Source organism: Terribacillus sp. AE2B 122 (assembly GCF_902497585.1).
Classification (GTDB): domain Bacteria; phylum Bacillota; class Bacilli; order Bacillales; family Amphibacillaceae; genus Terribacillus; species Terribacillus saccharophilus_A.
Map to the genome: position 1 here is coordinate 397697 of NZ_LR700943.1, position 18104 is coordinate 415800.

Sequence of the window (18104 nt, forward strand, 5' to 3'; positions counted from 1 at the left end):
CATAAAAATCTAAGGGAGAAGATACCGATGTCGGACATCCGCAATATTGATTTTCATACAATTCTCGAGCAGTACAAGAATATGATTCATTACCATATCCACCGATTAGGTATCCGGGATACCCATGACGAGTTTCTTCAAGAAGGCGTGATGGCATTATTTTTTGCCTATAATGGATATGATGAATCAAAAGGCACTTTCGATTCCTACGCCAGTCACATGATCCGTCACCGACTCATTGACTACCTCAGAAAAATCATCCGCGAACAAGAAAAGACAGACCTCATCATCAATGAAGCCCACACAAAGGAAGTAATCCAGCAAGAAATTGACTTAATAGAAAAACAAGAATTCTGGAAGCGTGTCAAACATACACTGACTGATAAGCAATGGAAATGGGTGTACTGGTACATAATCCATGGTTATGCAGTGAAGGAAATAGCCGCAATTGAAAGTACCACAGAGGATGCCGTTAAGAATTGGGGAAAAGAAGTGAAACGTAAGCTGCGGGATAGTACGTTCATTCAGGAATGCAGAAAAAAGTAAGAACCAGTGAGGGTGCATCTTCATGCACCCTTTACATTTAGATGAAAATTGTAAAATTCATGAAAAAATATCGTAAATATTAACCGCAATTTGGATAATTTATAGTAAACTATTAACATTATCTTTTAGAAAAAAATGGCTGTCGATATAGCTTAGTAGAAGTAATCGTCACACCTTGAAACAGGAAAGGATCGTAAAAATGAAGAAAATTGCAATTGTTGGAACAGGATATGTAGGCTTAGTGACAGGAGTGGCACTATCAGACGTCGGACATGATGTAACATGCGTGGATATCGATGAAACGAAAGTTGCCAAGATGAATCAGGGTTTGTCCCCAATTTATGAGCCAGGTCTAGCAGAATTAATGACCAAAAATATCGAAAGAGGCAATCTTCATTTCACGACTGACCACAGCATCGCCTTCCAGGATGCAGATGCGATCTATATTGCTGTCGGTACTCCAGAGAGAGCAGATGGTTCTGCTAACCTTGACTTTGTTCAGCAGGTGGCAAGAGATATTGCCGCTCATGTATCTGATAATGGAGCGGTTGTCGTAACGAAGAGTACTGTCCCTGTTGGTACGAACAAGCTCGTGAAGTATTGGATTACAGAGGCGCTTGATCGTGACGTGCAAATTGAGGTTGTATCCAATCCAGAATTCCTTCGTGAAGGTTCTGCTGTATACGATACATATAATGGAGATCGTATCGTAATTGGATCAGAATCCGAAGCTGCAGCAACTTTAATAGAAGAAATCAATAAGCCATTCGGCGTACCGGTATTCCGCACGGATATAGAGAGTGCCGAAATGATTAAATATGCGTCCAACGCTTTCTTGGCAGCGAAAATCAGCTTCATCAATGAAATTGGTACGATTTGCGGTAAGCTTGGTGCCAACATTGAGGATGTAGCCAAAGGAATGGGTATGGACAAACGTATCGGTGATAAATTCCTGAATGCCGGTATCGGGTATGGCGGTTCTTGCTTCCCGAAAGATACGAAAGCACTTGTACAGATCGCTGGCGGCGTGAATCACACATTTGACTTGTTGGAATCCGTTATTAATGTAAACAACAAGCAGCAGCAAATTCCTGTTGATATCGCACAAATGGTTCTGCGCGGCGGATTGGAAGGCAAGAAAGTTGCGATGCTTGGTCTTGCGTTCAAGCCGAATACCGATGATATGCGTGAATCAGCAAGTATTGTTCTTGCACAGAAATTGACTGATCTTGGTGCGAATATCTCTGCATTTGATCCAATCGCCATGGACAATGCGAAGCGTTTGCTTCCAGAGAGTGTTCATTATGCAGCGAGTACAAAGGAAGCATTGCAGGATGCGGATGTTGCGATCATCGTGACAGAGTGGGATGAGTTCAAGGACCTTCCACTAACTGTTTTTGAACAGCAGATGAAACAGCCAATCGTTATCGATGGCCGTAACTGCTACCCACTCAGCTATGTAGAAACAGCGAATATCGATTATTATTCTATCGGACGACCTTCTGTCATCCGTGCGAAAAAATCGAATCAGCCAGCAAATTAATTTAAAGCCGACAGCTTCTGCTGTCGGCTTTTTCTATGCCTGCTCTCGGAATAGGCGGGGTGTGAGTCCGGTATGTTTTTTGAAAACTTTCGTGAAATAGCTTTGGTCGTGGAAGTGGAGCAAAGCACAAATATGCAACAGTGATTGATCTGTCAGTCGCAGCAAGAGCTTAGCTTCCTCGATGCGCAAATGCTGGATATAGGCCCGTATCGGCATGCCGACTTCCTGTTTGAACCGAGCAGATAAGTATGTCGGATTCATTTTTAGCATATCGGCCAGCTGCTTCAGCGTAAGAACTTCGTAAAGGTGCTGGTAAATATAATGGACACAATGGGCGATTTTACGCGAATAAGTTCCCGCTTTTATTTCGCTTACTTTTTCAGCAAATGCGCATAAAGCTTCGGTTTGAAGCCGTATAAGTGCAGCTAGATTTGTCTTCTCTTCAATCTGCTGGATATACACATCGCTCATCGTAAAGGCAAGCTCAGGTGCCAGCCCTCCATCTATCGCGGCCCGTGTTGCTAATGTGATTGCTGTTATAGCCAGGTTCTTCCGATTTCGCAAAGCATTCTGTTTCGCCAATGTCCCACTTAGCTCGTCCGGAAAACTTTGCAGCTGTTCTTTAACGAGATCTGGCTTGCCTGCGCGAATACAGTCGAAAAGCTTTTCCTCCAAATAAGGGTGATGGTGGAAACTGATATTCTGTCTGTTTTCAGCTGACTGAATCATCGGCAGCGCAAAGGAGTTTTTTTGCAGTGCAGCCGCATCGAGTTCCCGCTGGTACAGCATGTAATAAGCGAGTGAGCCGATATCGATTAATCTATCCTTTGATAGGTTTGCTTCTGGAGCTGGACCAAGCTGCAGCATACCTCCATTCTCTTCAAATGGTATGTATAAAGAAACCCCTGCAGCCTCCTCCATAAGATATGGAGCATGGGAGAGTGCGGCTTCTGATTGATATGTAACAGGTATAGAAAAAGTCTGATGAAGCAATCGTGTGACAGTGGACCATTCGTTCGGCATACAGAACCTCCATTGCAGAAAATAGAAAGTAACTACCAAAAAAACGAAATTAATACCAGAAATGTAATCGTTATCATTATATCATAAACATGCAGGGGTTTTGTAATAGGACAACTGGAGGAGGTGCCAAGCATGTATCTTGTAGTCGACATCGGCGGAACCTTGGTCAAGACCGCTTTGATGGATAGAGGCGGCAAAATTATCAAGAAGGACAGCCGACCGTCTTCCAGAGTAAATATCGAAGCTTTCGATAAAGTATTGTTTGCTAGCATCGATGCCATGTACAGCGAGGATGTACGTGGCATCGCAGTCAGCACGCCAGGAGCTGTCGACACCGACACTGGTGTTATTTATAATGGCGGGTCTTTCCCGTTCCAGCATGGTGTGAATATGAAAGCAAAGCTCAAGGAGCGCTATGAGGTGGCGGTTGCGATTGAAAACGACGGCCGCTGTGCAGCTCTCGCAGAGCTTTGGCTTGGCAGCCTTAAGGACAAGCGTGATGCTATCGTCTTAGTGCTTGGCAGCGGAGTGGGTGGCGGTATCCTCATGGATGGGAAAGTTCACCATGGCCGAAATCTGTTGGCCGGAGAACTGAGTTATGTGATGGATGCAGTTGACGCAGAAACAAAGAAAGCTACCTTTTTCGGAGGTACGGGCTCCGCTGTCAACATGATAAAACATATCAACAAGGAAAAAGAAGTTGCGGATGTCACAGATGGGAAGAAGGCATTCGAGTTTATCAATGCTGGCGATGCTGCTGCGAATCAGTTTTTTGATGAATTTTGCCTGAGCATTGCTATACAAATTTTGAATCTCCAATATATCTTTGATCCAGAAGTGTTTGCTATTGGCGGCGGCATCAGTGCGCAGCCAATCGTGACAGAACGGATTCAGCAAACTGTAAAAGAGTTAAAGCAAGCGAATCCACTCCATGCAGCTGACCCAACAATCGTTAGCTGTCATTATCAAAGTGATGCGAATTTATATGGAGCTCTTTATCATTATTTAACGGAACATGAAAAGACAGGGAGGAACTAAATCATGGCAGAAGTGAAAAAAGAATTTCCACAAGGATTCCTATGGGGCGGCGCTGTTGCAGCTAACCAGCTCGAAGGGGCGTATCAAGAAGATGGCAAAGGCTTGTCGACGGCAGATGTTTCGCCAGACGGCATCATGTATCCAACATCTGAGGATCCGGCTAAATTGAATCTGTATCATGATGGAATTGATTTCTATCATCGCTACAAGGAAGATTTGGCATTGTTCAATGAGCTTGGCTTTAAATGCTTCCGTACGAGCATCGCGTGGACACGAATTTTCCCGAATGGTGATGATGCAGAGCCGAATGAAGCAGGCTTGAAATTCTATGACGATTTGTTCGAGGAAATGCGAAAGCAAGGCATGGAGCCTGTCGTTACTATTTCTCACTATGAGATGCCTTTGAATCTAGTGAAAAAATACGGTGGCTGGCGTAATCGTGAAGTGATTGGCTTCTATGAGAAATTCGCCAGAACTGTGCTTGAGCGCTATAACGGCAAAGTGAAATACTGGATGACGTTCAACGAAATCAATGTTGTATTGCATGCACCATTTACTGGCGGCGGTCTGGTGTTTGAAGAGGGCGAGAACAAATTGAACATTATGTATCAGGCTGCTCACCATCAATTCGTTGCTAGCGCATTGGCAGTAAAAGCATCTCATGAAATCAATCCGGAAGCACAAATCGGCTGCATGATCGCGTCTATGACGACGTATCCGCTCACTCCGAATCCGGATGACGTGTTTGCAGCTTTGGAACAGGATCGCAAAACATTGCAATTCTCTGATGTGCAAGTACGCGGCTACTATCCTACTTATATGAAACGCTATTTCAAAGAAAATGACATAGAGTTTGAGATTGCTGCTGGCGATGAGGAAGTCATGCGTGAGCATACTGTTGACTATATTGGCTTCAGCTATTATATGAGCTTCATTGCGACAACAGATGAAGAGAAGCTGAAAGAAGCAGCAGCAGGAAACTTGATGACGGGAGTGAGAAACCCTTATCTCGAGTCTTCTGAATGGGGCTGGCAGATTGATCCGAAGGGATTGCGTACAACGCTGAATATTCTTTATGATCGCTACCAGAAGCCTTTGTTCATCGTTGAAAACGGTTTGGGTGCTGTAGATAAAGTAGAAGAAGACGGCAGTATTCAGGATGATTATCGTATCGACTACTTGCGTGCTCATATTGAACAAATGAGAGAAGCGGTAGCTGACGGTGTTGATTTGATCGGCTATACAACATGGGGACCGATTGACCTAGTCAGCGCCTCTACAGCGGAATTGAAGAAGCGCTATGGCTTTGTGTATGTAGACCGTGATAACGAAGGCAATGGCACATTGGAAAGAACGAAGAAGAAGAGTTTTGGTTGGTATCAGCGTGTAATTGAGACAAACGGACAGGAACTATGATGGAAAGACACCTTGCTGCACGTCAGCGGGTGTCTTTTTGGTTTATTGTGGGTGTGTATCCATTGAACTACTATGATTTGTCATTATAGATACAATAGTGCTAGATTGTACCACCAAAATCCTACAAATTTTGCTATACTAAAAACAACTAAGATGAAAAAGGTTGATTGCGATGCGGGAACACGAAGCTAGTCGGAATGAAATGGCTGGGTCTACTTTGAAGGTCGGTCAAATGAGAATAGAACGGATCAAGCCGGACAGTGTCTGGACAAAGATCGAAACGTGTAAGCTGACGACATTGACAGCTCCATCTGGCTATGGCAAAACGACAATGCTCCAGGAATGGGCAGCGCAGACTGATTTGGAAGTAGGGTGGATGAGCCTCGAAGAAGAGGACATCCAGCGTGTCGCTTTCTGGAAGAAGGCGATTTTACATATGCCGGGTCTGCCAGAGGGGGAACGGAAAAATCTATTGGATATTATCCAGTCTGCCTCCTATTCGCCGACCCATTTTATTGCGACATGGTGTGCTTATTTGCGTAAGCATTCTGTGGCTGGTGCATTGATTATCGATGATTTTCATTTGATGACGAATTCCAATGAACTCCATGAATTGACATCATTATTGGAAGAGATGCCAAACACTTTCCACATTATTGTATCGGGACAAGTATTTCCAGGTCTTTCAATGAAACGACTGCTGCGACAGCGCCAAGTATTACAAATCACAAAGCGGGATCTTATCTTCACAGAAGAAGAGATGGAGTCGTACATCCGAAAACATCTGCATAAGGAACCGACGGAGACTGTTGTTCAAAATATTGTACAGCAGACGCAAGGGTGGGCTGCTGGTCTTCAGCTTATCCACATGTATGAGCAATTCCAGGAGGACTATTCCGAACTTCAATTTTCAAATATTGTAGTTGCAAAGCAGCTGATTCAGGAGATTGTCCAAAGCCTTCCTGAGAATGAGCGGAACTATTTGCTTAGCACTTCTATATTGAATACGATGCATGTCCGCTTATGTGACTATATCGTAGGCACAAGACGGGGCCGAGTAATCATGAGACGGCTAAAAACCCAAGGATTGCTCATCGAGAACCAAGAGGAGCCCGGCTGGTTCACTTATAATAAGCACTTCCGTACATACTTGAAAGAAATGCTCGATATGCATAGCACAGATATCAACGACTTATATATCCGTGCAAGCATTTGGTACGAAAACGAGCAGATGCTGCTGATGGCTATCCAATATGCTTGGAAGGCCGGAGATTTAGGTAGAGTGAAACAGCTTCTAGTTAAGGAAGCTCCTCGACTTCTGCATGAAGGACGTGTTGACCAGCTGCAGGAATGGATCGATAAACTGCCGCGGAAGTTTATTTACCAGTTGGAACTAGGTATCATTTATGGCTGGGTGCAATGCCTTCGCTTTCAGCCGGAGCTTGCTCAGCGCCATGCCTATATGATGGAAGAGCAGCTGCTGCGCCGGGAGCTGAAGTTTTCTGAAGAAGAAGAAAAAAGGCATTTTGCCGATTTGTATACATTGAAAAGTTTTATTTCCCTGTTAGAAGATGATGCTAAGAGTACGCTGGATCATGCAAGCAAGGCATTAATATACAGTGAAAATTCCAGCAGATACTTTTCTCATTCAGTTGACTATAACCGTCATGATGCCACTATCCTTCAATCTCCTATGGGCGGAGGCGGTGATTTACGTGCGGTTCAGCGTGTATACGATGCTCTGGCTCATACTGTTACAAGTGAATCTATGTTCAGCGGTTATTATCATTTGACCATGGCAGAGCTTGCCTATGAATGGGGCATGGCCAGCAAAGTGAAAAACCATCTGGAACAAGCATTAACTATTGCTGATTTGTTTGGTCTGCCTGGTCTGCTTGTACCGGCATACATTCTAAAGGCACGGCATGAAATGGAGCAGCAGGGCGATGCTCAAACAGCCAAAGCGACACTTCATGCGCTGAAGGATATGTTGACAAGGAGCAATACTTCAGCAGATTGGTTCAAGAAAGCCGAAGCAGCAAGAACTCGTATTGCGATTCATCAAGGAGATACAAAGAGAATTCAAAATTGGCTTTCTTTGTTCGTTCTTCAGGAGCCGCCAATGCAGCAGAAAAGTTTATTCGAATATATAACCCTCGTTTGGGCTTATGCTGCACTGGGTGAAGTAGAAATGGCGCAGAATTATATTAAGAAGCTGCTGCCGCTTGTGAAATTCGGCCATCGTATAAGTGCTGAAATCGAATTGTACGTTATCCAAGCGGTGCTTCTGTATCCAAATGATCGTGATCAAGCATTGCTCTCTATGAAAGATGCGTTGCGCCTCAGCGCTGATCATAAATATTTGCGCACCTTTTGGAAGAACGGTGAGGCAGTACGCGATATCTTGAATGAACTGATGGAAACATCAGAAGTACCGAAGAAACATCAGAAGTACGTTGAACAGATCCTAGCGTACTGGTCAGAGGGAACAACAGAGCAGAAACTGCAGAACAAGCTGACAACCCGAGAGCTGCAGCTTGTCTATCATCTTCAGCTTGGCAAACGGAATAATGAGATCGCGGATGATCTGGAACTATCTCTAGGTACGGTAAAAGTATATTTCCACAGAATCTATGAAAAGCTTGGTGTGAAAAACCGCAAGCAGGCGAAGGAATTGGCGGCTGGTCTCGATTTTTCCGACATATTGTAAAGAAGCAATCGATTTTGCAGAATGGTGCTGAATACAGGAAGTATTTGTAGTAGAATGGAAGAAATGGAAATGTGGGAAGGAGGCGGCATAGTGCTGCAGGCTGTGCATCATATTGCAATTATTTGTTCGGATTATACAGAATCCAAGCGATTTTATACAGAGATATTAGGTTTACAAATTATACGAGAAGTATACCGAGAGGAGCGGGATTCCTATAAGTTGGATCTCGCCCTTGGGGATACATATGTAATTGAATTGTTTTCCTTCCCAAATCCGCCGGCACGTCCTAGTTACCCGGAAGCATCTGGACTTCGGCATCTTGCTTTTACAGTAGATGATGTTGAAAAGGAAGTAGCTCGACTTCTAGCAATGGGTGTGAAGACGGAACCTGTTCGGATTGATCCTTTCACAGAAAAAGCATTTACTTTCTTCCAGGATCCTGATGGATTACCAATTGAACTGTATGAAGAGGAGGCCGCCAAGAAGTGAAAAAGGAAACGCTGCTGATCGGGACATTCATCCTTTTCCTTGGCATTGCCGTCTCAGCATTCTTCTATGTGCAGAACAAATCAGTGACGAGCAGTTCTCTTAAAGCGAATGAACAGAAAGAGCAGTCTTATGCTGCTAAAGCGAAACTAACGGAAGAACCAAAAGAAGTGAAGATCGAGCATATAGATGGTGAGTTTGCCCTCCAAAAGGAAATGATCACAGTGGAGGATGAAGAAGAAGTTGAATTAGAGCCTGAAACGGAGGAAGAAGTGCTGACAACTGAAGAACCTGTTGTTGCAGAAGATGACACAGAGGCGGGTTTTAGCTCTGATTCTACTTATCAAGCACCAAGCTCTAGCTATACAGCACCAGCAAGCAGTTCACCTAGTTACAGTGGAAACAGCAGCTCCAGCAGTTATAGCGGAGGATCTTCTAACAGGGGCTCATCCAGTGGAAGTTCATCCAGCGGAAGCAGTTCGAGCGGCAAAGGTTCTTCTGGAGAGAAAACGGAGGAGCCAACAGCTGAGGAATCTGTTCCTTCAAAAGAACAACCAGCGGATAAACCAGTTGAAGAATCTAAGCCGCCTGTAATAGAAGAACCAGGAGACAAACAGGAGTCAGATTCTCCACCAGAAGAGCAGCCGGATCCATCCAATGACCCTGTTGATGGTGAAGAGCAAGACGGAAATAACGAAGAAGCATAATAATGTAGGACAGTCGCACAAATGTGCGGCTTTTCTTTTAGGGACAATGTTACGAGAGCTTCAGTTTGGGTAATATGGAGAGAAAGGCTTTCGACATGGGGGGATTTGTTATGAAGACAAAATATTATGCCATTATTGATATAGGGTCAAATACGATGCGCCTTGTCGTGTATTTACGTGACAAGAGCGGCAGAATTAAAGAAAAAGAGAATGTGAAGGTCGTCGCGCGTCTGCGCAATTATTTGACTGCAGAAGGTGTCCTGGATGAAAAGGGAATCCAGACATTGGTTAAAACACTTCACAGTTTCCAAGAAGTAACGCGTTTTTATGAGCTGGAATCAACGACATGTGTGGCAACGGCAACCATCCGTCATGCGAAGAACCAGCAGGAAATACTAGAGCTGGTAGACGAAGAAACTGACTTCACTATCAGGGTTCTATCAGACTATGAAGAAGCCTATCTTGGTTATTTAGCAGTGGCCAACAGCACGCCGTTTCAGGATGGAATCACTGTTGATATCGGAGGCGGCAGCACCGAGGTGACGTATTTTGAGAATCGTAAGCTGCGATTCTATCACAGTTTCCCATTTGGAGCTCTATCGCTGAAGCGGCAATTTGTTGCAGGAGAGAAGCCGACTGAGGAAGAACTGGAGCATATCCATACGTTTGTATGTGAACAGCTAAAGACATTGGATTGGCTGCCGGACAAACAGCTGCCGATCATCGCTATTGGCGGCAGCGCACGGAATGTCGTCCAGATACATCAAGAAAAAGTCGGCTATCCATTAGCTGGACTGCATCAATATAAGATGAAGAAGCAAGATATTGAAGACCTGGAATCAGAGCTTGCTCCACTTAGCTTTTCCGAGCTGCAGAAGGTAGACGGTCTTTCGAAGGATAGAGCAGACATCATCCTGCCGGCGATACAAGTATTCCGCTGTTTGCTTGATATTGTAGGAACAACAGATTTTGTCCTCAGCCGGAAAGGATTGCGGGACGGATTGTTGTATGAAGTGCTGCATCGCCGTAATGAGATGACATTATTCACCGAAGTACAGGAACGCAGCTTCGAGGAGCTAGCAAAGGATTTCGAGATTGATCGAACGCATGCACTGCAGCGCCAGAACACAGCTGTATTGCTAGCAAAGCTAGTGGAGAAAAAAGGTCTAGTGGAATTGAATGACCATGATACGTTCCTATTGAAATACGCAGCATATGTTTATAATGTTGGAGCTTATATCGATACCGAATCTGGAAATCAGCACACATTCTACCTGTTGGCAAACCGGACGATTGATGGTTTGCTGCATAAAGATCGTATTATCCTGGCGCTGCTTGCATCCTTCAAGAATAAATCATTTTATAATCGCAACGCAGAAGTATTCCAATCCTGGTTCAAGGAAGAGGAGCTGGCGCATTATCGGTTGCTTGGGGCGATTATCAAACTGGCAAACAGTTTACATGCGACAAAGCGGAATATTGTAGCTGACATTGAATTACAGGAGGACGGAGACGATCTGCTGCTCACCGTAATATGCAATAAAGATTGGCGTGCAGAATGGTATCAAGTAGAAAAACAGAAAAAACATTTGGAAAAGCAGCTGCGAAGGAATGTAGAGCTCCTTTTCCGGGAAGATACCCATTCCCATATCAGTTAAAATTTACAATAACTTCATAATCTCTCTTTTTGCTGACTGATATACTAGAAGTGAAGAATACTGTCGAAAAGTGGTGCATGGAAATTGAGAACAGAGGAACAGCTGCGGGTGGAATTGAGCAACCCGAAAAATTACAATAACCGAGAGTTGAGCTGGCTTGCTTTTAATGAACGAGTGCTAGAGGAAGCGCTTGATGATCGCAACCCTTTGTTGGAAAGGCTAAAGTTCCTGTCGATTTTCAGTTCCAATCTGGATGAGTTTTTCATGGTGCGAGTGGCTGGTTTAAAGGATCAGGTGAAAGCCGGTTTTAACCGTCCGGAGAACAAGGCTGGTATGACACCGAAACAGCAGCTCCAGAAAATCGGAGCAAAAGCACACCGTCTAGTAGAAATGCAGAACAGTTTGTTCCAGGATGTCATCATTCCGGAATTGAAGGAAGAGAAAGTAGAACTATTGAATATGGAGCAGCTTTCCAGTGCCCAGCTGCTTCGGTTGGAAACTTATTTTGAAGAAGAGATATTCCCGGTGCTTACGCCGATGGCAGTCGATGCTTATCGTCCGTTTCCGATGCTTTTGAACAAAAGTCTTAATCTGGCTGTATCCTTGTTGGACGAGCATGAATTAGATGAATCCGCTCAGCAAAAGACAGCGATCGTACAAGTGCCGGCTGTCCTGGACCGTTTTATCCAGCTAGAGGACACAAAGGAAGATGAACTCCATTTCGTTTTGCTGGAAGATATCATCAGTCACTATAGTTATAAACTATTCCGTGGCTATCAGATCAAGTCTGTCACTGTCTTCCGGATCACACGTAATGCTGACATGACCATCCATGAAGAAGGTGCACGTGATTTATTGAAGGAAATTGAGAAAGAACTTAAGAAACGTAAGTGGGGAGCAGCTATTCGTCTGGAAATCCCTAAACAAGAGTATGACTACAAAATGATCACCTTCCTGACAGAGACATTGGATATTCATCGGAAGGATGTCTATGAAATCGATGGTCCGATCGACATGACGAGAATGATGCAGTTCTACAAGCTGATTGCAGCAAAACGGGAGCACCTTGTATATGAGACACTTATCCCGCAGCCGCCTGCAGAAATCGGCACAGATGAGAATTTATTCGATGCCATCAATGATCGAGATATCTTCCTGCACCATCCATATGAATCATTCGAGCCTATTGTTGATTTCGTTTCGAAAGCAGCAGATGATCCCGATGTGCTGGCGATCAAGCAGACGCTCTACCGGGTGAGCGGCGATTCCCCTATCATCGATGCATTAAAGCGGGCAGCGGAAAAAGGAAAGCAAGTTACCGTTCTGTTCGAGCTAAAAGCGCGCTTTGACGAAGAGAATAATGTGCAGTGGGCAAAGGAACTAGAAAAGTCCGGCTGTCATGTTATTTATGGCATGACCCATTTGAAGACACATAGTAAAATCACGCTTGTCGTGCGAAAGAAGCATACCCGGATCGAGCGCTTTGTTCATCTTGGAACAGGGAACTATAATGATCAGACGGCCAAGCTGTATACAGATATGGGGCTGTTCACCTCCAAGCGGAAGTTCGGGATTGATGCGACAAACTTCTTTAATTATCTGAGCGGCTATACGGAGAAGCCGACTTTCCATCATCTGTCGGTAGCTCCATTTGATATCCGTTCTGATATCATCTCAATGATTGATGAGGAGATTCGCTTACATAAGCGTCATGGTAACGGGCGGATTATTATGAAAATGAACTCCATTACTGATAAGCCTATTATTCAGAAACTATATGAAGCATCAATCGCCGGGGTTCAGATAGACTTAATTATCCGTGGTATCTGCTGCCTACGTCCTGGTATAAAGGGCGTCAGTGAAAATATACGTGTACGGAGTATTGTCGGCAGATACTTGGAGCATACACGAATCTATTATTTCCATCATAACGGCGAGGAAAAGATACAGCTTTCTTCAGCGGACATGATGACGAGGAATATGGAGAAACGGGTAGAAATCCTTTTCCCGATATTTGACGGACCTATCAAGCGACGAATCCGCGGAATACTCGATGTCATGCTGCGAGATAATAGCAAAGCAAGAGAACAGGATGAAAACGGCGTCTATCATTATGTGACGCGTGGCGATCAGGAAGAGCTGGTGGATAGTCAGCTGATTCTATTTAATGAAGCCTATCAAGTGATGGATGACGAAGAATGAGAATAGGACGCAGTAGCGTCCTATTTTTTTGTCTTTCGACAGAATTCGCTGGGAATTATTGCTATAATGGATTCTAGCAATCTTAAACTGGAAATTCATTCTAGCAGAGGAGTGGAAGGCAGTGAAGGCATTTTTCATTACTTTAATATGTATTTGTGTACTTGCGATAGTCGGTACTGGCATCTACTTCTTCCTATCTCAGGAAGAAAACGATACAGCAAACAGCGAAGAAAGAGTACCGCCGGTTCAATCACAAATGCCAACTGAAGCGAAAGACAAAGAACTGAAACCAGTAGAAAAAGGAGAAGGAGCTTCTCAGCTGGAAGAACTATCTGGGGATACGAAGGACTTCCTTTCTACGTTCACATACGAGACCTATGATGAACAAATAGCTTATCAGAACGAAGAACTAGTCAAACAAATTATTAGTGACCAGCATGCGTATTTGAATGATCTGACCGGCTGGGGGCATATCGATAATGTAGATATCGGTTACCTGGCTCAATCAGAGGAATGGCAGCAGCTGCAGGAGGATGTCGAAAGGCTTCGAACAGAAGGCTTCGCTCCATCGGAAGCGGTGAACGACATGTGGAACGCAGAAGCATTCATGCGAATTGCAACAGACAGTGCAGATCTGAACAGCCTCCGTTATGTGCATCGGATTTTCCATGACATGGATGCAGAGATCAATGGAGCAGAAGTGGATAAGGTATGGGATGCAACACGTGCGTTTGGAGCAGAGACGGAAACGCAGGAGTTGTATGCGTATATAAAGGGATGATAAGAGAAGCAGAGGGATATGTATATCCTTCTGCTTTTTTCTTTAAGGTAAATGAAAGGGAAAACATGACGTTATTACTAAATGTAAGCGTTGAACACAAAAATAATTATTGAAATAGATACATAAAAGTTATGTTCTTTTCGAATATATTTTATAGTCGGCAAGACACGTAATATAGCGCGTATTCACTTAAATAAAGGGCTTTCAGAAGAATCTATTACTAAAGTTGGGGTATTTTACTTGAAAAGCAGGACAAAAAGCGTATAATATTACCATATACTAGAAAGCGGGTGTAAGTATCAAGTTTTTCTACAAACTCGTATGTAAAATGCGGGGGCGGCATAAGATTGACACAATTACTGGTTCTTGTAAATGTGGCTACATAAGAAGTTATCGACAAGAGCAACACGAAATGAAGGATTTCTATATTAAAGCCCGCTAACTCAACCATATAATTAAACAATGTTAATACCCCCTCCTTATTGGAGGGGGTATTTTAATCCGCTTATTGTATTCAAGTAAAACTATCTTTTAAAAATATCATGCAGTATCTGAATCAGCTGTCTCTGTCAGGAACCTCAACCCTGCCAAATATTTGCGTCCGCGCTTTTGCACCCATTGGACACGGACATCACTTTCACGGAAGCTGTTATGATTAGCGTGCAGACGCAGAACTTGACCTGGTTTAATTGGTTTTCTCAATTCGACTTGGCAGCCGCTCAGACTGTAATCGATCAGAGTAGTTTCCACTTTACCTTTATCCGCTAAATAAAGGGTGCCTGGTACCGAGATAGTTTCCCTGATGCTCTGCCGCTCGGATTGTTTCGGTTCAGCTCGTGTTTGGCGGAAGAAGCGGGAAGTTGCATTCCATAATGTTGAATTTACATACTCCCGGCTGGAATAGATGTCAGGTGCATCGACGAACAGAATTTTAACAAGGGCACGGTAATGCTCTTTGGTTACATCCTCGAAGGATACGCCGGCATAGTAGCTCTTTCCTTGCTGGGACACCCAGTGCTTGTGGAGCTTCAAGCCTTGGAGTGAACCTGCCGATAGTATCAGTGTACTTCCAACAGACAGCAGGTCAGCAGCTTTCGTATCAAGCAGTTCCAAACGAGCGCCGTATTCGCTTAAGTCGATGATTCGCACTGGGTGTGTCCTGTCAGTCACGCTGTCTTGTAGTTCTGCGTCAAGTGTCACGTCAAAGCGTTCCGCTTCACGAAATCGTGGTCGTTCCACCGAAATGATCAAAGCCATGACGAGTGCAACAGCATTATACAGCACCCAGAAAATATTGATATAAAGCATATCGACACTATCGTAAAGCTGTATTGGTGTATAAAGGTCGATTCCGATCATGATCATGCTGATGATGCTCATTGCGAGCAGAATGACATATGGTGTGCTTGTCCGCCAGAGGAAATGACGGCGATTATTCAATATACCTTTGCGGGTGACATTGAATTTAATCGATTTTCGGAAGAATAGTTCCGTAAGTACCGATACAGCCATGTATGGGGCAAGTGCCACTTCATAAATGTGACTCCAGATCGTCGTACGTTTATTATCTGCCATTCGGCGAAACGCAAGCTGTGATGATAGGAACGCCGGCAGCCAGAACAATAATAGAGTCGAGAAATCAGTTTGCAGACTATAAATGGAGAATAGCAGGAACAACAAAGGTGCCAGCAAATACACCATCTTATAGATACCGAAGAACCAGTAATGAATACCGTCCATGTACAATAAACGCTGCATGAAGCTAAGACCTTTGATTGTGAGCGGATTCCATTTCCGGATAACTTGGATATTTCCGCGACACCAGCGGTCACGCTGTTTCAAGAGATCGGCATACGTCTCTGGGGACAAGCCAACAGCTAAAGTTTCATTAACAAAGACCGTTTTTTGCCCATTTGTCTGGAGAAGCATACCTGTTGCCATATCTTCGGTAATGACGCCTGTTGCGAATCCGCCGATTTCCTCTAATGCACTGCGGCGGAACAAGGCATTACTTCCGACATACATCGTTGCATTGAAGCGATCCTTACCTTCTTCCAAGCGGCGCATGAAGAAGTCTTGTTCATTCGTAATATTATCCTCGAAGAAAAGATTGTACTGAAACGCATCTGCATTGTAAAACACTTGAGGTGCCTGGATGAATGATACTTTTTCGTCGGTAAAGTAGCCAAGCGTTCGCTCAAGGAAATTGGCGCGCGGCACCATGTCTGCATCCATCGTGACGATGATTTCGCCGTCTGTTTTTGTCATAGCGTGGTTCAAGTTTCCGGCTTTCTGATGTTTGTTATCGGGACGATCAATATAATACGCGTCCATTGATTCCGCCAGCTGGCGGATTTCTGCTCGTCTGCCGTCATCACAGACGTAAATTTTGAGCTTTTCCTTAGGATAAGTCATCATCTGACTCGCAGCGATTGTTCGCTTTAAGAGGTCAGCAGGTTCATTGTAGGTGGCAATATACACATCTACAGTCGGCAGCTCTTGGAATTCCGAAAGCGGAATTGTTTTCCGTTGGAACGGTTTCCAGGAGAGAATGGTAAAGACAACGGATTGTAAATAACCAGCCCATTCGGTCACGAGCAGAAGAATACCGAGTATCAGACTGAGTATGCCTATCGTCGGCAGGGTGAATGCTGTCCGCCAAATCAAGTAAACGAGGTTAATAGCTAGAAAGGCTGCCAGCAGCAAATATTTAGCAGCTAAATGCTTTCGTGCTAAAGCATAAAGAACGAGCAAAACGACTGTGGAAGCGATTAGCCAAATGATTTCTGAAGTTTGCAAGATGTATCACTTCCTTGCTTAGAATAATAGTTTTCGTTTCAGTGTGTTATAGGCCTTCTTCGGCTGTCCGTTTTCATCGAAAAGTAACGGTTTGCCATTAGGGGATTCCTGCTCGGTAACCCAGCTGTGATTATCGGATATGCCCCATACGGTGAACTCTCCACAGGCAGGAGTATCCAGACAAACCTCCATCACGTCACCGAATCGTTCAGCTTGGACATTTTTTGCATCCCCATTATTCAGATTCTGCAGCTTCACATCCATTTCTGTGACAGCGATATCGAAGCCTGCATCTTCTATGCGGGTAAACCATTCCTGTATGCGTTCCTTCGAAAAGCGAGGATCAGCTGCATCTACATGCGTTTGCATGCCAATACCATCAATTGGAATGCCACCTTTTTTCCAAGAGGTCAAGGCTTCCAGCATTGCTTCTGACTTGGCGTTGGACATTTCATTACCATAGTCATTGTAATAGAGCTTGGCATCTGGATTGGCCTCGCGTGCCCACTGGAAGGCGAGGGGGATATAATCAGGTCCAATCGTGCGGAGCCAAATCGTATCCCGTAAAGTGCCATCATCATTCCACGCTTCGTTGACAACATCAAATGTGTCCATGCTGCCCTTGTAGTGCGTAACAAGCTCCTGAATATGGGTTTTGAGTACTTGCTCTGCTGAAGCGCGATCTACAACCTGTTGGGATACCCATTCTGGGAGTGCTTCTCCCCAAACAAGCACATGTCCCCGGAGCTTGATGTCATGCTCCTCTGCCATTTGCACCATCTCATCTACTTTTACAAAATTGAAGGCTCCTTGCTCTGGCTGCATTGCATCCATCTTCATCTCGTTCTCGATAGTCCAGCTGGAGAATTCGGTGGTGGCAAGTCTTTGATATGTATCATCCTCCAGCAAGGCATCATAGCGAATGGAGGAGCCAATCAGCAAATCATCGTTTTCGGCAAGTCTGCGAAGCGTCTGTTTTTCCATTAGATATCCTCCTATGGCAATTCCGATAATGAGGATTGCTCCTCCGATCCAAATCCATTTACGCTTTTTCACAAGAAGCCCTCCAGTAATTATATAGTAGTTATCGGATGGGATCGGCAATTAAGTACCTTTTTCCAAAAGTACCCTATAGTAAACCAGCCCATCCTAAAATGTAACTTTCCTCACATGACTATTTTTGTGTATTTTACAC

The 18104-nt window shown here is 44.3% G+C and carries 13 protein-coding genes; 10 read left to right on the top strand and 3 right to left on the bottom strand.

The features are described from left to right. Positions 1-27 precede the first annotated feature (27 nt). Both AE2B122_RS07210 and AE2B122_RS07215 read left to right on the top strand, forming a co-directional pair. Positions 28-546, top strand: a complete 519-nt coding sequence (locus AE2B122_RS07210; protein WP_095268374.1) for a sigma-70 family RNA polymerase sigma factor — start codon at positions 28-30, stop codon at positions 544-546. 199 nt (positions 547-745) lie between these two features. Further along, positions 746-2089 (top strand): UDP-glucose/GDP-mannose dehydrogenase family protein, encoded by a 1344-nt coding sequence (locus tag AE2B122_RS07215; RefSeq protein WP_175073526.1) that lies wholly within the window; start codon positions 746-748, stop codon positions 2087-2089. 33 nt (positions 2090-2122) lie between these two features. On the opposite strand, the gene AE2B122_RS07220 is transcribed toward AE2B122_RS07215, so the two are convergent. Then, complete coding sequence (locus AE2B122_RS07220) at positions 2123-3112, bottom strand: helix-turn-helix domain-containing protein (RefSeq protein ID WP_175073527.1); 990 nt, start codon at positions 3110-3112, stop codon at positions 2123-2125. A 132-nt stretch (positions 3113-3244) separates the two neighbouring features. Here AE2B122_RS07220 and AE2B122_RS07225 point away from each other — a divergent pair, with 132 nt between their 5' ends. From AE2B122_RS07225 to AE2B122_RS07260, 8 genes are all read left to right on the top strand, one after another. After that, the gene (locus AE2B122_RS07225; protein ID WP_175073529.1) at positions 3245-4150 is read left to right on the top strand and encodes an ROK family protein; all 906 of its coding nucleotides are present in this window, start codon (positions 3245-3247) and stop codon (positions 4148-4150) included. A gap of 3 nt (positions 4151-4153) precedes the next feature. Then, positions 4154-5566, top strand: a complete 1413-nt coding sequence (locus AE2B122_RS07230) for a 6-phospho-beta-glucosidase (protein WP_175073532.1) — start codon at positions 4154-4156, stop codon at positions 5564-5566. Between the two features lie 172 nt (positions 5567-5738). Then, positions 5739-8276 (top strand): LuxR C-terminal-related transcriptional regulator, encoded by a 2538-nt coding sequence (locus AE2B122_RS07235; protein ID WP_175073534.1) that lies wholly within the window; start codon positions 5739-5741, stop codon positions 8274-8276. Between the two features lie 54 nt (positions 8277-8330). Continuing rightward, positions 8331-8765 (top strand): VOC family protein, encoded by a 435-nt coding sequence (locus AE2B122_RS07240; protein ID WP_254593444.1) that lies wholly within the window; start codon positions 8331-8333, stop codon positions 8763-8765. After that, complete coding sequence (locus AE2B122_RS07245; protein ID WP_175073536.1) at positions 8762-9469, top strand: hypothetical protein; 708 nt, start codon at positions 8762-8764, stop codon at positions 9467-9469. Before AE2B122_RS07240 ends, AE2B122_RS07245 begins: the two co-directional genes overlap by 4 nt. A 110-nt stretch (positions 9470-9579) precedes the next feature. After that, entirely contained in the window at positions 9580-11127 is a 1548-nt protein-coding gene (gene ppx / locus AE2B122_RS07250) for an exopolyphosphatase (RefSeq protein WP_175073538.1), read from the top strand. An 84-nt stretch (positions 11128-11211) separates the two neighbouring features. Beyond that, positions 11212-13329 carry an RNA degradosome polyphosphate kinase gene (locus AE2B122_RS07255; protein ID WP_254593445.1) on the top strand — a complete coding sequence of 706 codons (2118 nt, stop codon included), beginning with the start codon at positions 11212-11214 and terminating at the stop codon, positions 13327-13329. Between the two features lie 121 nt (positions 13330-13450). After that, entirely contained in the window at positions 13451-14110 is a 660-nt protein-coding gene (locus tag AE2B122_RS07260; RefSeq protein WP_175073540.1) for a hypothetical protein, read from the top strand. A 540-nt stretch (positions 14111-14650) separates the two neighbouring features. Here the strand turns inward: AE2B122_RS07260 and AE2B122_RS07265 are convergent. Both AE2B122_RS07265 and AE2B122_RS07270 read right to left on the bottom strand, forming a co-directional pair. Continuing rightward, positions 14651-16909, bottom strand: a complete 2259-nt coding sequence (locus AE2B122_RS07265; RefSeq protein WP_175073541.1) for a glycosyltransferase family 2 protein — start codon at positions 16907-16909, stop codon at positions 14651-14653. Positions 16910-16927: 18 nt separating this feature from the next. Then, entirely contained in the window at positions 16928-17965 is a 1038-nt protein-coding gene (locus AE2B122_RS07270; protein WP_175073543.1) for an endo-1,4-beta-xylanase, read from the bottom strand. Positions 17966-18104: the final 139 nt, after the last annotated feature.

Coding starts and splice junctions, on each gene's coding strand:
- ppx (WP_175073538.1), top strand. CDS start 9,580: ATGAAGACAAAATATTATGCCATTATTGATATAGGGTCAAATACGATG.
- AE2B122_RS07235 (WP_175073534.1), top strand. CDS start 5,739: ATGCGGGAACACGAAGCTAGTCGGAATGAAATGGCTGGGTCTACTTTG.
- AE2B122_RS07240 (WP_254593444.1), top strand. CDS start 8,331: ATGGAAGAAATGGAAATGTGGGAAGGAGGCGGCATAGTGCTGCAGGCT.
- AE2B122_RS07215 (WP_175073526.1), top strand. CDS start 746: ATGAAGAAAATTGCAATTGTTGGAACAGGATATGTAGGCTTAGTGACA.
- AE2B122_RS07225 (WP_175073529.1), top strand. CDS start 3,245: ATGTATCTTGTAGTCGACATCGGCGGAACCTTGGTCAAGACCGCTTTG.
- AE2B122_RS07230 (WP_175073532.1), top strand. CDS start 4,154: ATGGCAGAAGTGAAAAAAGAATTTCCACAAGGATTCCTATGGGGCGGC.
- AE2B122_RS07210 (WP_095268374.1), top strand. CDS start 28: ATGTCGGACATCCGCAATATTGATTTTCATACAATTCTCGAGCAGTAC.
- AE2B122_RS07220 (WP_175073527.1), bottom strand. CDS start 3,112: ATGCCGAACGAATGGTCCACTGTCACACGATTGCTTCATCAGACTTTT.